The organism is Nannocystis sp. RBIL2 (genome assembly GCF_026626745.1).
In the GTDB taxonomy this organism is placed as follows: domain Bacteria; phylum Myxococcota_A; class Polyangia; order Nannocystales; family Nannocystaceae; genus Nannocystis.
Map to the genome: position 1 here is coordinate 5,187,016 of NZ_JAPNJW010000001.1, position 15,913 is coordinate 5,202,928.

At 71.1% G+C, this 15,913-nt stretch carries 10 protein-coding genes; 9 read left to right on the forward strand and 1 reads right to left on the reverse strand.

The window, feature by feature from the left end:
• Window positions 1–269 precede the first annotated feature (269 nt).
• Entirely contained in the window at window positions 270–2,600 is a 2,331-nt protein-coding gene (locus OV090_RS20585) for a DUF4215 domain-containing protein (protein ID WP_267705617.1), read from the forward strand.
• Between the two features lie 257 nt (window positions 2,601–2,857).
• The gene (locus OV090_RS20590; RefSeq protein WP_267705619.1) at window positions 2,858–3,685 is read left to right on the forward strand and encodes a hypothetical protein; all 828 of its coding nucleotides are present in this window, start codon (window positions 2,858–2,860) and stop codon (window positions 3,683–3,685) included.
• A 1-nt stretch (window position 3,686) separates the two neighbouring features.
• Here the strand turns inward: OV090_RS20590 and OV090_RS20595 are convergent, their stop codons facing one another.
• Entirely contained in the window at window positions 3,687–5,195 is a 1,509-nt protein-coding gene (locus OV090_RS20595; RefSeq protein ID WP_267705620.1) for an NAD(P)/FAD-dependent oxidoreductase, read from the reverse strand.
• Window positions 5,196–5,473: 278 nt separating this feature from the next.
• Between OV090_RS20595 and OV090_RS20600 the strand changes: the two genes are divergently transcribed.
• The 7 genes from OV090_RS20600 to OV090_RS20630 all read left to right on the forward strand — a co-directional run bounded on the left by OV090_RS20600 (window position 5,474) and on the right by OV090_RS20630 (window position 15,859).
• The gene (locus OV090_RS20600; RefSeq protein ID WP_267705622.1) at window positions 5,474–6,580 is read left to right on the forward strand and encodes a hypothetical protein; all 1,107 of its coding nucleotides are present in this window, start codon (window positions 5,474–5,476) and stop codon (window positions 6,578–6,580) included.
• A 130-nt stretch (window positions 6,581–6,710) separates the two neighbouring features.
• On the forward strand, window positions 6,711–7,451 hold the full coding sequence (locus OV090_RS20605; RefSeq protein ID WP_267705624.1) for an alpha/beta hydrolase-fold protein: 741 nt from the start codon (window positions 6,711–6,713) through the stop codon (window positions 7,449–7,451).
• Window positions 7,452–7,513: 62 nt separating this feature from the next.
• Complete coding sequence (locus OV090_RS20610) at window positions 7,514–9,115, forward strand: FAD-dependent oxidoreductase (protein WP_267705626.1); 1,602 nt, start codon at window positions 7,514–7,516, stop codon at window positions 9,113–9,115.
• A gap of 292 nt (window positions 9,116–9,407) precedes the next feature.
• Complete coding sequence (locus OV090_RS20615; RefSeq protein ID WP_267705628.1) at window positions 9,408–9,884, forward strand: RNA-binding protein; 477 nt, start codon at window positions 9,408–9,410, stop codon at window positions 9,882–9,884.
• Window positions 9,885–10,022: 138 nt separating this feature from the next.
• Window positions 10,023–12,230, forward strand: a complete 2,208-nt coding sequence (locus OV090_RS20620) for a M28 family peptidase (protein ID WP_267705630.1) — start codon at window positions 10,023–10,025, stop codon at window positions 12,228–12,230.
• A 158-nt stretch (window positions 12,231–12,388) separates the two neighbouring features.
• Window positions 12,389–15,028: a DUF4215 domain-containing protein gene (locus OV090_RS20625; RefSeq protein WP_267705632.1), complete on the forward strand. Its 2,640-nt coding sequence runs from the start codon at window positions 12,389–12,391 to the stop codon at window positions 15,026–15,028.
• A gap of 69 nt (window positions 15,029–15,097) precedes the next feature.
• Window positions 15,098–15,859, forward strand: coding sequence for a hypothetical protein (locus OV090_RS20630; RefSeq protein WP_267705633.1), 762 nt, complete (start codon window positions 15,098–15,100; stop codon window positions 15,857–15,859).
• Window positions 15,860–15,913: the final 54 nt, after the last annotated feature.

The following is a 15,913-nucleotide window of genomic DNA, read 5'->3' on the forward strand; positions in this document are numbered from 1 at the left end:
CGCGATCCGACGCTCGCCGGGCCGAGCGTCCCTCCCTCCAAATTCGCGCACGGAATGCGCCCCGGACCGCCCCCGCGCGCGAGTGCGCCCCGTGATTCGACGCCGAACGGCGCCCCGAAGCAGACTCTGGTGCCCACAGACCCCGCTCTGATATCCAAGAGAGGTCTCTGGGCCACATTGCATGGGTTTGGCGGGCTGGCGCGGGGCGTGGAGGAGTCATGAAGCGATCGATCATCCGAATTAGCGATTGTACGGCTGTCCTTTCGGCCATGTTGTTCATCGGCGCCTGCGGGCAGACCGATCCGACCGCCTCCGGCGGCGCGACCGACGGCTCGAGCGGCACCGATGCGCAGACCAGCACGGGCGCGCCGATCTCGACCGGTCCCGACCCGACCTCGACCGGCGCGCCGACGACCACGACGATGGGCATGAGCGGCACGACCAGCGGGCCGACCACCACCGACACGTCCACGACCACCAGCACGACCACCGGCGACACCGACGACACCTCCACGACCACAGATCCGGGCCCCGCCTGCGGCGACGGCCACGTCGATCCGGGCGAGGCCTGCGACGACGGCTCCGACAACGGCGCGGGCAAGCCGTGCAACCTGCAGTGTCAGAGCAACACCTGCGGCGACGGTGACCAGGGCCCCGGCGAGGAGTGTGACGACGGCGCCGACAACATGGACTCCAACAGCTGCAAGGCCGACTGCACCAACAACGTGTGCGGCGACGGGGCCGTCGGTCCGGGCGAGGGCTGCGACGACGGCAACGACGACGACGCCGACGACTGTACCAACGCCTGCGCTCTGGCCAGCTGCGGCGACGGCATCGTCGCCCCGACCGAGCAGTGTGACGACGGCAACGCCGACAACACCGACGATTGCACCGACACCTGCACCGACGCCACCTGCAGCGACGGTCACGTCCAGGGCAGCGTCGGCGAGGAGTGCGACGACGGCAGCGACAACGCCGACAACGCCGGCTGCACCACCGCCTGCAAGCTCAACGTCTGCGGCGACGGGGCCCTCTACAACACCGGCGGCGGCGTCGAGGAGTGCGACGACGGCGTCGACAACGGCCCCGGCAAGACCTGCAACGCCGACTGTCAGTTCAACACCTGCGGCGACGGCGACCAGGGCCCCGGCGAGGCCTGCGACGACGCAAACATCGACCCGGGCGACGGCTGCTCCGCGACCTGCAAGCTCGAGGAGTGCGGCAACGGCACCCTCGATCCGGGCGAGGACTGCGACGACGCCCAGAACGGCGACGACGACGACGGCTGCACCGACAGCTGCGAGCTCCCCGCCTGCGGCGACGGCATCCATCAGCCCAACGAGGGCGAGCAGTGCGACCTCGGCGGCCTCAACAGCGACAGCGGCGCCTGCACCGTCGCCTGCAAGCTCGCCACCTGCGGCGACGGCCTCGTCCAGGCCAACGTCGAGCAGTGTGACGACGGCGCCGCCAACGGCCCCGGCAAGCCGTGCAACGCCATGTGCAAGACCAACGTCTGCGGCGACGGCGACAAGAGCCCGAGCGAGGCCTGCGACGACGGCAACCAGAGCAACGACGACGCCTGCACCAACGTCTGCAAGCTCGCCACCTGCGGCGACGGCTTCAAGCAGCCCGGCGAGGAGTGCGACGCCGGCATGAACAACAGCAACACCGGCACCTGCACCCTCGCCTGCAAGAACCCGATCTGCGGCGACACCTTCGTCCAGCCCGGCAAGGGCGAGCAGTGCGACGACGGCAACCTGTCGAGCAACGACGCTTGCCTCAACACCTGCAAGTCCGCCAGCTGCGGCGACGGCGTCGTCTACCAGGGCGTCGAGCAGTGCGACGACGGCAACCAGGTGAACGCGGACTTCTGCAGCAACCAGTGCCTGTCGCCGACCTGCAGCGACGGCGTCAAGAACGGCAGCGAGACCGGCGTCGACTGCGGCGGCTCCTGCGGCAAGTGCGGCCTCGGCGGCTCGTGCCAGAGCAACAGCGACTGCGCCCAGCAGGCCTGCGTCAACAATGTCTGCACATTGACGAAGAGCTGCAAGGAGCTCAAGCAAGTCAACCCTTCGCTCGGCGACGGCGATTACACCATCGACCCCGACGGCGCTGGCGCGATCCAGCCGCTCGGCGTCCACTGCGACATGGACGCCGGCGCCTGCGGCTACACCATGGTCCGCTTCAACGACGGCGGGCTCGCCGGCCACCAGGACGCCTACACCAACAAGTGCGCCGCGGTCGGCATGGAGGTCATCGTCCCGCGGACCAAGGCCCACGCAACCGCGATCGTCGGCTGGAACGGCGGCGTCGTGCCCAACCTCTACAACGTGTTCCCCAAGAACAACGGCGCCCAGTACATCACCAACTGGACCGGCCGCTGCCAGGGCCAGCCCTGCACGTTCTGGATGACCGACAACGCCCAGGGCAACGTGTCCTGCCTCGCCCCGCCGGCCTCGTTCGAGCCGAACGGCGACAACAGCGTCAATTATCGCATCTACAAGTGGAACGAGGGCTGCGGCATCGAGGGCGGCTGGAACGACGCCAACGCCTCGGTCATGTACACCGGCTGGGTGATCTGCTCGACCAACGACTGCTGACCGCCCGAACCTGGTGCATTCGCGCCTGCCTCGCGCCGATGGTCCGGCGCGGGGCGACCGTCCTGCACCTGCGCGGGCCTGTGACCGGGCACCCGTCCGCGCCGGCGGGTCCTCTCAATCGCCGTTGCGCGGGTCCTCGCAATCACCTGTCCGCCCCGGTCGGCCGGTGATGACATTGTCCGCGCCCGCCGTCGCGCGGCCTCGCGCGCCTGCCCACAACTTGACCGGGCCGCATACCCGGGCGCACCCTCGGGCGAGTGCTGTCGCCCCGCCTCGCCGCGATCCGTGCCCCGATCCTCGTGATCTGGTGCGCCGCGGCGGTGCTGGCCGCGATCGACTTCCTCCGCGACGTCGAGCCCGCCCACGTGCGCCTCGCCCTCTTCATCGCCACCGTGGTCGTCGAGGTGCTCGCGCTCGCCACCGCGATGGCCGGCCGGCGCGCCCTCGCCAGCGACGATCCGACCCGCGGCGCGAGCACTGCGATCTGCCTCGGCCTCGGCCTGCGCGTCGCCGCCGAGCTGCGCCTCGGCCTGATGTACCTGTCGGCTGTCCCTTCGGTCATCTTGAAGCGCCCTGCCCTCGCGGACGCCTTCTTGTACGGCCTGCGCTATCTCTACATCGCCGCCGACCTCGCCCTGCTGCTCGGCGTCGTCCGCAGCCTCCGCGGCCTGCGGCGCAGCGGTCTCGGCATTCGCACGCGGCCGCGCGACCTCCTGGTCGTCCTCCTCGTCGTCCCGCTGCCGCTCGCGGTCTACGCATTGCAGGCGGAGGTCGTCCCGGCCCCGACCGACAACGGCATCATCACCTTTCGCCTGCTCGCCGCCAGCGTCGGCGCCCTCGCCGGCAGCTACTGCGTCGTCCTCGCCGGCGCCGCCCTGCAGCTCGGTGGCACGTGGGCGTGGATCTGGGGCGCCGCGGGGGTCGCCGGCATCGCTCGCGCGCTGTCCTTCGTCGCCGCCGCCGCCGCCGACCACGCGCTGCCGCGGGCTGGCGCCATCCTGCTCGAGCAGGGCCTGCTGTGGACATTCGCCTGCGCCTGGCTGCTGGCCACCGCCCTGCACTGGCAGCACGTGCGACGGGCCTGATTCACGTCGGCAGCGGCAACGGCCGCCGCGGCCCGGTCCCGCGCGAGCGCTCGTACTCCTCGAAGATCCCGGCGTAGTCGGCCGCCGTGTAGGGCGCGGTCAATTCGGCCAGCATCCCGCGCTTGCGGTACGGCGACACTCCCAGGTCCGACAGCATCACGTCGAGGTACTGATGAAAGCGCGTATTGATGGCACCCGAACGCGCCGGCTCGAACAGGATGTTCGCCCGCTTCCACCGCTGCACTGCCGCCATTTGGCGCTCGATCTCCGGCTCCGGCGGCAGCTCGAGGTCCCCGCGCAGGTACGCCCCCAGCCACAGCATCGCCACCTCCACCCCGGGCACGTGCAAAAACCCGTGGTTGTGGCCGGCGAACGCCAGCCGCGGCGCCTTCGGGTGAATCACGTGACGGTACAATTGCACCCCGTCCGGCTCCGCCTCGAGCAAATCGCGGTACTCCTGCGGCAGGAACGGGAATTGCGGCGACCGCGAGCCGGTCGACACCACCACCAGATCGCACGCCAGCTCGCGCCCGTCGGCCAGCCGCAGCCCGCGCGGCGTGTACCCGACCGGCTCTCCGCAGTGCGGCTCGATCTGCCCGCGGATCACCTGCGGGTAGTAGTTGTCGGGGGCCACCGCCACCGCCGAGCGCATCTCGAACGGCACCGGCGACCGCGGGATCAGCGTCGTCATTCGTCGGCGCACCTCGGGGTCGCGCCACAGCCCGTGCAGCCCGGCCTCGGCGCGGAGGATCGTCCCGATCAGGCCCCAGAACCCGCGCACCAGCGGGCGCAGGCGCGTGTGCAGCAGCCGCTCTGCCGGGGTCGGATGGACCCACGCCGGGATCATCGCCGTGCTCGCGCGCATGAACATGAGCCTCGTCCCGAGGACCCCGAGGACCTTGCGCGGGATCAGCCAGCGCGGCTCGCGGAACACGTGGTCGACGTGCGAGCCGCGGGCCGCCGCGAAGCTCGCCATGTCGACCGCGCTCTTGCCGAACCCGATCACCGCCACCCGCTTGTTCGCCAGCACCGCCAGATCGCGGACCTCGCGGTCGGACAGCACCTGCCCTGGAAAGCATGATCTGTCGGCCAGCTCTGGCCTGTGCGGCGCCTGCGTGTATTGTCCGCTCGCGACCACCACGAAATCGAACCGCTCGCGCCGCGGCCCCGCCGGCGTGCCCAGCTCGAGCGACCAGCCGTCCTCGCGGAACTCGCTGGCGCGCACCTCGTGTTCGGTCCGCACGTCGAGGCCGAAGTGGGCGATCGCGGCCTCCATGTAGCGCATCAGTTGTTCGCGCGTCGGGTGCAGCTCCGGCGCGAACGGCCACGGGAAGTCGGCCAATCGATAGTGTTCGGCCAGGTTTTGCAGGCGGACCTCCGGATACGCCACCGCCCATACGCCCCCTGGCCGGGGCCCGCGCTCGAACATTACGATCTCGTGGCCGAATCGCTGCAGCATCCGCGCCGCCGCGATGCCGGAGATCCCGGCGCCAATCATTGCGATCTTCATCGGCTTCAGTGTGGGTCGGTTCGTCGGGTGGATCGTCGCATCCTACCGTGCCTCGCCTCACGCTGCACGTCGCTCCGGCAGCGCCGCGATTCCGCGCGACGATCCGCGCCCGCCTGATGGTCTCCTGTCATTGTATTCGCGCGATCGCCCGGCGCCCTCGCGAGATGCGTGGCCCCGCGGACCCACGGTCCAGGTCACACGCCATTGGTCGGCGTGCCACCGCGCGGTGCGCTGATACGCGCGCGTCCGTCCCGCTCGCCGCGCTAAGGTGGCGCGCCATGCCCCGTCGCCCCGCGCGTCTCGTCCCGGCCCTGCTGCTCCTCCTGTCGTGCGGCGGCGACGATCGCGGCCCCGTCGACAACCCGCTCACCGATCCCGCCGATGGTCCGCCGGCGGGCAACCCCGAGGGCGCCTGCGACATCCCCGACGAGGCGCGGCCTGTCGACACCAGCGCCCCCGACCGCGTGGTCGGCGACGGCACCGCTGCCAGCTGCACGAGCGACGCCTTCATCGCCGCGGTCGAGCAGGGCGGCGTCATCACCTTCGACTGCGGCCCCGAGCCGGTCGTCATCACTCTGGATCGCACCGCCAAGATCTTCAACGACACCGGCCCCGAGATCGTCATCGACGGCGGCGGCAAGGTCACCCTCTCGGGCGGCGGGGCGCGGCGGATCCTCTATCAAAACACCTGCGACCAGGCGCAGCGCTGGACCACCGACCACTGCGACGACCAGGACCACCCGCGGCTCGTCGTGCAGAACCTGACCTTCGTCGACGGCGACGCCCGGAGCGAGGAGGACGGCGGCGGCGCGATCTTCGTCCGCGGCGGCCGGTTTCGCGCCGTCAACACGCGCTTCTTCAACAACGTCTGCGCCGCCACCGGGCCCGACGTCGGCGGCGGCGCGATCCGGGTGTTCGACCAGCACGAGGATCGCCCGGTCTACGTCGTCAACAGCACCTTCGGCGGCGCGCCCGAGCTCGGCAACGTGTGTTCGAACGGCGGCGGCCTGTCGAGCATCGGCGTGTCGTACACCGTGATCAACAGCCACTTCTCGCACAACCGGGCCGTCGGCGACGGCGCCAACCCGGCCGAGAGCGGCACGCCGGGCGGCGGCAGCGGCGGCGCGATCTACAACGACGGCAACAGCTTCACCCTCTCGCTGTGCGGCACCGAGGTGCGCGACAACCACGCCAACGAGGGCGGCGGCGCGATCTTCTTCGTCAGTAACGACCGCAGCGGCACCCTCGCGTTGACCGACTCGCTGCTGTGCGCAAACCCCAGCGACGGCTTCGAGACCGCCGGCTTCCCCGGCATCTTCGTGCTCGCCGCCGGCGACCCGGCGGTCACGCGCAGCACCCTCGCCGAGACCTGTCCCGAAGGCTAGGTCCCGGCGCGGCCACCCGGCCCCGCCTGCCCTGGTCGCCCCCGGACCCGCCTGATTCGCCCGTCCGGGCCCCGCCGCGGCCGACCCTTGCGCCCGCCCGACGAGCGCCGGCATCATCGAGGTCGCACGCATGCACGCCCGTCACTTGATGCTCGAGAGCCCCGCCATGGGGCGCAAGGTTCACCTGTGGTGTTACGGCCATTACGGCCCGCCCGTCATCGCCTTCCCCTCCGCCGCCGGCTTCGCCCACGAGTGGGACCGCCACGGCATGTTCGAGGTGCTCGGCCCGCTGGTCCGCGCCGGCAAGGTCAAGTTCTACTGCCCGGAGAGCAACGTCTCCCAGGTGTGGACCGACAAGGAGAGCTCGATCGCCGCGCGCATGCAGCGGCACCGCGCCTACGAGGGCTTCATCCTCGACACCCTCGTGCCCTTCATCCGCGAGGACTGCCGCTGGGAGGGCGCGCCGATGACCGCCGTCGGCTGCAGCCTGGGCGGCACCTACGCCGCCCTGTTCGCCCTCAAGTACCCCGAGACCTTCCGCCGCGTGCTGTGCATGAGCGGCCGCTACCTCACCACCGAGCTGACCGGCAAGCACCAGGACTCGGACCTCTACTTCAACAACCCGCTGGCCTTCGTCCCCGGCCTGCACGGCGAGGCGCTCGACCGCCTGCGCCGCAACACCCACCTCACCCTCGTCTGCGGCCGCGGCGCCTACGAGGAGGGCTGCATCGAGGAGACGATCGCTCTCGGCCAGCTGCTCGAGGAGAAGGGCATCCCCAGCGTCACCGACATCTGGGGCCGCGAGTCGCGGCACGACTGGGACTGGTGGCAGCGCCAGGTCGCCGTCCACCTGCCACGCCTGATCGGCTGAAGCCTGTCGCTTCGGCCATGTCCCATCGGACCTGTCTCTCCGCACCTGCCCCTTAAAACACCATGCGCCAGAAGCTCGTCGACCTCCTCACCAAGTACCGCTCGCTGCTGCTGGTCGGCGTCGGCCTGCCGGTCGGCTTCGTCTTCGACGCCGTCCTGCGGGCGCGGGCGCGGGCCTACGAGCTGCTCGGGGCGGCGCCCGAGCGCCACGACGAGAAGGTGCGGGAGATCCAGGAGCAGGTGCGGCGCTGGGCCAGCCAGCCCGCGAGCGAGCGCAAGCCGATGTGCACCGACCGGCGCACGTGGATGAACCTCTCGACCCGCTTCGAGCCCAAGCACACCTGGCACAAGGTGCGCATGGGCGCGCTGCGCGACGTCCTCGGCCTCGACGAGCAGGCGCGCACCGTCCGCGTCGAGCCGTTCGTCACCGTCGGCCAGGCCATGCGCTTCCTGGCGCAGCGCGGCTACATGCTCGCGGTCCACCTGGAGATCGCCGACGCCACCATCGGCGGCCTCGCCCTGGCCGCCGGCATGACGACGCACTCGCACAAGGTCGGCATGCTGTTCGAGACCGTGGTCGCCTACGAGGTCGTCCTGGCCGACGGCAGCCTCGTGCGCGTGACGAAGGACAGCCACCCCGACCTGTTCCGCGCCATGGGCTGGTCGCACGGCACCCTCGGCCTGCTCGTCGGCGTCGAGCTCGCCGTCGTCCCGATCAAGAAGTACGTGCACATGCGCTACGTCCCGGTCCACTCGCAGCAGGGCTACTGCGACGAGATGTACCGCCTCGCCAACGCCGACGACGCGCCGCACTTCCTCGAGGCCACCGTCTACGCCAAGGACCGCGCGGTGATCATGTGCGGCGACTTCGCCGACGAGCCGACCGAGCCGGCCGAGCGGGCCAAGATCAACCACGTCGGCCGCTGGTACAAGCCGTGGTTCTACAAGCACGTCGAGACGTTCGCCGAGCGCGGCGGCGACGAGTACATCCCGCTGCAGGACTACATCCTCCGCCACAACCGCAGCATCTTCTGGGTGGTGGCGCACATGATCCCGGAGGGCAACCACCCGCTGTTCCGCGCCCTGCTCGGGTGGATGATGCCGCCGCGGATCGCCTTCCTGAAGTTCTCGACCACCCCCGCGGTGCGCAAGATGACCTTCACCATGCAGGTGTTCCAGGACATCGTGCTGCCGATGAGCGCGATGAAGCGCGCGATCGACCTCGTGGACGAGCGGTTCGAGATGTTCCCGATCTTGCTGTACCCGTCGCGGGTGTACGACCACGGCGAGGCCGGCGGCCAGCTGCCGCGCCCGTTCCCCGAGGACATCGTGCCCGGCAAGGACTACGCGATGTACTTCGACCTCGGGGTCTACGGGGTGCCCGGGCCGATCCAGCGCGGCCTGCCGTTCAAGACGGTCCACGCGATGCGGGCCATGGAGGCGTTCACGGCCAGCGTGCGCGGCTTCCCGTTCCTCTACGCCGACACCTTCATGACCCGCGACGAATTCGAGGTCATGTTCGACCTCCGGCTGTACCGCCAGGTCCGCGAACGCTACGGCGCCTCGGCCGCCTTCCCCGACCTGTACGACAAAATCCGCCCCGAGGTCGACGTCCTCGCCGTGCTCGACGAGGAGCGCGAGCTGGACACCACCCTCGCCGACTGAACCCTCACGCCCGGGCCCGCTGGGTCCGGCGGCGCAGCGAACGGCCGTGCACCGCCGTTCGCCCCGCGACGTGCGCCGACCCGTCCCCCGCTTCGTTGCGCGCCCGCGAACCTCGTGGTATCCCACGCGCGCACAAACGTTTCTGGCACTCGGCTCATTTGCACGCTCGTCTCTGAGTTTGTATCGGTCCTTGTCTCCGGCGACGCTGACTGTCGTGGCGCGGCTCCCACGGCGGTCGGGGTGTGAACACGGGGCGAGAGCGCCCACTAGCCGCACGCACGAGACGACGCACATGAGCAACCGACTGTTCGTAGGTAACCTGTCCTTCCAGACCACCGAGGAGGACCTCCAGCAAGTTTTCGCAGACTTCGGCGAGATCGCCGAGATCCGCCTCGTCCTCGACCGTGACACCGGTCGTTCGCGCGGCTTCGCCTTCGTGGCGATGGCCGACGACGAGGCCGCCAAGCGCGCCACCGAGAGCCTCAACGGCCAGATGCTCGACGGCCGCCCGCTCCGCGTGAACGAGGCCGAAGAGCGCCGCGATCGCCCGGGTGGCGGCGGCGGCGGTGGCGGTGGTAGCCGTCCGTTCGGCGGCGGTGGTGGCGGTGGCGGCCGCGGCGGCTTCGGCGGCGGCGGCGGCGGCGGTGGCTTTGGCGGCGGCGGCGGCGGTCGCGGCGGCTTCGGCGGCGGCGGCGGCGGCGGCCGTGGTGGTGGCGGCCGCGGTGGCGACCGTGGCGGCCGCGGCGGCGGCGGCGGCGGCCGCTGGTAATCCAGCCCGTCCCTGACGACACCTGAAGACGCGAGCAGGAGCCCCGCTCCTCGCTCGCGTCTCGCGTTTAACCGGCGCCCGCGATCGCCGCGCCGAGCCCGCCGGCCGCGGTGACTCTGCGCTATCCTGCGCACCTCCGTGTCCCCGCGCCGCCTCCGTCACGTCGTCCTCGCGGCCTGCCTCGGCGTCGCCTCCCTCGCCCTCGTGCGCAGCCAGCCGCCGGCGCCCGCCGGCCCGGACGCGCCCCGCGAAAATTTCTCGGCCGCCCGCGCCCGCGAGGAGCTGGTCCAGTTACTCGGCGACGAGCGCCCGCACCCGGTCGGCTCGGCCGCCAACGAGGCCGTCCGCGCGCGCCTGGTCGCCCGCCTGCGCGCCCTCGGCACCGAGCCCGAGGAACAGCATGGCTTCGCCTGCAGCAGCGGCGGCAACTGTGCCCCGGTGACCAACGTGATCGTCTGGCTCCCGGGACAGGTCGCCGGCCCGGCGCTGGCGATCACCTCGCACTACGACTCGGTCGGCGCCGGCCCGGGCGCGGCCGACGACGGCCACGGGGTGGCGACTGCGCTGGAGCTGCTGCAGATCTTGCTCCCCCTCCCGCGCCGCCCGCCGCTGGCGCTGGTGTTCACCGACGGCGAGGAGGCCGGCCTGCTCGGCATGCGCGCCTTCGCCGAGCACCCGCGCGCCGGCGAGATCGGCGTCGTCCTCAACCTCGAGGCCCGCGGCACCACCGGCGCCTCCAGCATGTTCGAGACCAGCGACGGCAACAGCGCCCTGATCGCCGCCTTCGCCGGCGCCGGCGCGAACGCCCTGTCGCTGTCCTACGAGATCTACCGCCGCCTGCCCAACGACACCGATCTCACCGTCCTCAAGGAACATGGCCTTCAGGGCATGAACTTCGCGTTCATCGGCGGCGTGCTGCGCTACCACACCCCGCGCGACGACCTCGCCCACCTCGACCTCGGCAGCGTGCAACAACAGGGCGAGGCCGTCCTCGCCACCGCGCGCAACCTGCTGACCGCCGACCTGCCGCCGCCCGCTCCGCACAACGCCCACTACGTCGACCTGCTCGGCCTCGTCCTGCTGCGCTGGCCCGCCTGGCTCGACGTCCCGCTCGCCGCCGCCGCCCTGCTCGCGCTGCTCGTCACCGCCGTCCGCCGCCGCCGCGAGCTGTCCACCCGCAACGTCCTGCTGGCCCTCGCCGCCCCGTTCGTCGCAGTCCTGGCCGCGGTCGCCGCTGCCACCGTCCTGCTCCTCGCGGCCGAGGCCCTCACCCGCCCGCTCGGCACCTGGTGCGCCGCCACCTCGACGGCTCTGCTCGGCCTCGCCACCGCCGCAGTCGCCGCGGCCCTCGCCGTCGCGCGCCCGCTCGTCCGCCGCGCCGGCCCGCTCGCCCAGTCGCTCGTCACATGGTCGCTGTGGACCGGCCTCGGCCTCTTCGTGGCCATCCAGATCCCCGGCGCCGCGATCTTGCTGCTCGCCCCCGCCGTCCTCGCCGCCCTCGCCCCCGCCTCGCGCCTCGCCCCGATCGCCGCCGCCCTGCTCGCGGTCGCAGTCTGGACCCCGCTCGCCCCGGCACTGGTCGAGGCCCTCGGCCTGTCCGCCCCGCTCGTCGGCGCCACCGTCGGCTGGCTGTGCACCGCGCTGCTCCCCACCTGCACCGAAGAACCTGGCGAAAAGACCCTGTCCCTTTGGACATGGCCTTTCGTGCTGGTCGCCATCCTCGCCGTCACCCTCGCCGCGGTCGCTCCGCGCCACGACGGCGACCATCCGGCCAAGGCCAACCTCGTCCACCTCACCGACCTCGACGCCGGTCGCGCGTGGCACGTCGTCGAGGCCCCGTCCGGCGTGCCGGACCCGCTCGCCGCCGCCCTCGCGTGGGACGAGCCGCGCCCGCTGCTGCCGTGGTCGAGCCGCGCGGTCCCCTCGGCGCCCGCGGCTCTGCTCGGCGACGCCGGCCCGCGCCTCGAGCTGCGCCCGCGGACCGAGGGCGACCCGCCGGGTCGCGCGACCATGACCCTGCGGGCCCGCCCCGGCGCGCTCGCCTCCATGCTCGTGATCCCCGGCGGCGCCGTCGCCACCCTCCGCGTCGGCGGCCGTGTCCTCGACGTGACGGCGCTGCGACCTGGTCCTTCGGACACCCGTATCGTCACCGTCTTCGGCTGCCCGGCCGAGGGCGTCGAGGTCGTCGCAGACATCACCACCGCCACGCCGTGGACGATCGTCGACCTCACGCCCGGGCTCGCGCCCGACGCCCCTGCGAGCGCTCGCCCCGAGTGGGCCGTGCCCTATCAATGGGGTGATTTGATCGCTGCGCGACGGAGCTTCACACCGCCCGCCGCGCAATGATTCGCGATCGACCTTTCGCCCCCGGAAGATCGTCGCGCGCTTGCGAGCGCGCCCTCGCGTTGCTGCTGAACGATCGCCCGTGGTAGCGTCGCCTCGCTGGAGGCTTGGAGAACATGAAGGGCTTGAGGTTGATCTTTGGCTTGGCCACTTGCGCGTACGTGACGGCGTGTTCCGACTCGACCGCGACCACGACCGACACTGCGAATACCGACACCACGACCGAGAGCACGACGTCGCAGCAGACCACGACCGTCGGGCCGACCACCGGCCCCGACCCGACCACGGGCGTCCCGACCACCTCGCTGCCGACCACCACGACGCCGACGTCGACCACGACCTCCACCGACACGACCGACACGACCGCGACCACCGACCCGCTGACCACCACGCAGGGCACCACCACCACGACCACCACCGACGGCGACACCGACACCACGACCACCACCACCGGTCCGGTCGCCGAGTGCGGCAACGGCATCGTCGAGGACGGCGAGGCCTGCGACGACGGGCCGGAGAACGGCCCCGGCAAGGCCTGCAACGCCGAGTGTCAGACCCAAGCCTGCGGCGACGGCGACGTCGGCCCCGGCGAAGAGTGTGACGACGGCGCCGGCAACGGCGACATGAACAGCTGCAAGGCCGACTGCACCGACAACGTCTGCGGCGACGGGGCCGTCGGCCCGGGCGAGGGCTGCGACGACGGCAACGACGACGACGCCGACGAGTGTACCAACGCCTGCGCCCTGGCGACCTGCGGCGACGCGATCGTCGCGGCCACCGAGGCGTGCGACGACGGCAACGACGACAACACCGACCTCTGCACCGACACCTGCACCAACGCCGCCTGCAGCGACGGCTTCATCCAGGCCGGCGTCGGCGAGGAGTGCGACGACGGCACCGACAACGCCGACGACGCCGACTGCACCACCACCTGCAAGGCCGCCACCTGCGGCGACGGCCACGTGTGGAGCAGCGGCGGCGGCACCGAGGAGTGCGACCTCGGGGCCGAGAACGGCCCCGGCAAGGCCTGCAACGCCCAGTGTCAGCTCAACGTCTGCGGCGACGGCGACCAGGGCCCCGAGGAGGCCTGCGACGACGGCAACCTCGACAACGGCGACGGCTGCAACGCCATCTGCGACCTCGAGCAGTGCGGCAACGAGATCCTCGACTTCGGCGAGGCCTGCGACGACGGCGCCAACGGCGACCCCGACGACGGCTGCACCGACAACTGCGCCTTCCCCGACTGCGGCGACGGCTTCGAGCAGCCGAGCCTCGGCGAGGACTGCGACCTCGGCGCGAACAACAGCGACAGCGGCGACTGCACCCTCGCCTGCCTCGCCGCCGCGTGCGGCGACGGACTGATCCACGCCAACGTCGAGCAGTGTGACGACGGCGCCAACAACGGCCCCGGCCAGGCCTGCAAGGCCGACTGCAGCGCCAACTTCTGCGGCGACGCCGACGTCGGCCCCGGCGAGGCCTGCGACGACGGCAACCAGAGCAACAACGACGCCTGCACCAACGTCTGCAAGTTCGCCACCTGCGGCGACGGCTTCGAGCAGGGCACCGAGCAGTGCGACCTCGGCGACCTCAACGACAACCTCGGCCAGTGCACCCTCGCCTGCAACCTGGCCGACTGCGGCGACGGCTTCATCCAGCCCTCCAACATGGAGGAGTGCGACGACAGCAACATGTCGAACACCGACGCCTGCCTCGACTCCTGCAAGGACGCCGAGTGCGGTGACGGCTTCGTGTGGGCCGGCCAGGAGCAGTGCGACGACGGCAACCAGCTGCAGACCGACGCTTGCCTCGACGGCTGCATCAACGCGTCGTGCGGCGACGGCCACGTGTGGGCCGGCCAGGAGCAGTGCGACGACGGCAACCAGATCGACAGCGACACCTGCACCCACCTGTGCAAGCCGCCCGCTTGCAACGACGGCATCAAGAGCGGCGCCGAGACCGACGTCGACTGCGGCGGCCCGATGTGCGGCAAGTGCCTCAAGGATCAGGCATGCGCCGGCCCCAGCGACTGCGTCACCGGCAATTGCGTCGCCAACGTCTGCACTGCGCCGCAGTCGTGCAAGCAGATCCACGCCGGCGATCCCTCGAAGCAGAGCGGCAAGTACACGATCGACCCCGGCTTCCCCGGCGTCCCGCCCTTCGACGTGTGGTGCGACATGATGACGGACGGCGGCGGCTGGACCGTGTTCCACGCCGTCTCCGGCGCCGACAACGAGCGCACCCTGGTCACCAACACCGAGAACCTGAACAATAACCCGCTGAACTTCCAGCACTACAGCGTCAACCAGCTCAAGAAGACCGGGCTCAGCCTCATCTCCACCGAGACGATCTTCGTCCGCAACAACGGCACCTGGCTGCGCGTCAACAAGCCGGCCTTCAACCAGAACCTCGTCCAGCCCGACGCCGTCTGGAAGGGCCCGGTCACCATCACCGCCAACAACGGTGTCAGCGCTCAGGCTTTCATGGGTTGGGCCAACCTCCCCAACAAGATCCTCAAGGGCGGTGACTTCGGCATCACCTCGACCCCCGACGGCCAGACCAGCTGCCAGAACAAGACGACCACCCAGGGCTTCACCAACGAGACGGCCAGCGCCTTCATGCTGAACGGCTGCTGCGACTTCCACTACCTCTACAGCTACTCGGGCACCGTCAACGACTCCGACGCCGGCTACGACGTCAAGGTGCCGCTCGGCGCGTGGGCAGCCACGCCCGAGGCAGCCGGTGACTGCGAGCTCACCCGTCCCGAGGGCGGCTCGATCAAGTTCTACGCGGCCATGCGCTGATCCCCGCTGACTCCGGCAGGCGCGCGGCGGTAGGCGCGCCTGCCCAATGCGGGCCATGATTCCCAAATCATGCCCGCCGAAGCCCCCCGCCTGCGCGAATCCACCTTGCAGCTGCTCCGCCGCGCAGTGGGCCGCCCGGCCCACTGGCGCGACAAGCTCGGCCGCCTGGCGGTCGCGCTGCGCGGCTGGGTCGACGCGCGCGCCGTCGATCGGCGTCTGCAGCACCTGCACGCGCTCGGCCGCCTCGAGGCCCCGCTGCCCACCGCGATCCAGCGGATGGTCGGCGCGATCGACATGCTGCGCTTCTTCCTCGTCCCCTGCGCCGCCACCTACTATTCACAAAAGAACATCCACTTCGGCTTCCACACCCTGTTGCGCACCCTCGAAGATCCGGCCTCGATGATCGACCCGCTCGGCCTCCACAGCGCCTGCGACACCGTCGCCCACCATCTTCTACAGGTCGTCCACGCCAACCCCGACTACGACCTGCAATTGCTAGAGTCCTTCCCCGACGGTTTAATAAATTTCGAAGCCGAGCTGGAGGCCCTGCTCGCCGGCACCCACGCCCGCGCCGCCGAGCTCGCCGCCACCGTCGAAGATCCCGAGTATCACCCCCGCCTGCTCACCCGCCTCCGCGCCTTCCGCCGCCGCGTCGCCACCCCGCTGCTGTGCGACGAGGTCCTGAGCGACGCCCGCTACATGCAGCTCGAGCGCGTGTTCGGCGACCTCACCTCGACCATGCGCTACTTCTCGCGCCTGCCCGCCACCCCGCGCGGCGCCCTGCACCACCTGCTCACCGTCCGCAGCTTCCCCGCCCACCTGGCAGGCTGAGCGGCATTCATTTTCCAGCTCCGGTCGGCGGCAACTCGCTCCCGGCCGCCCGAT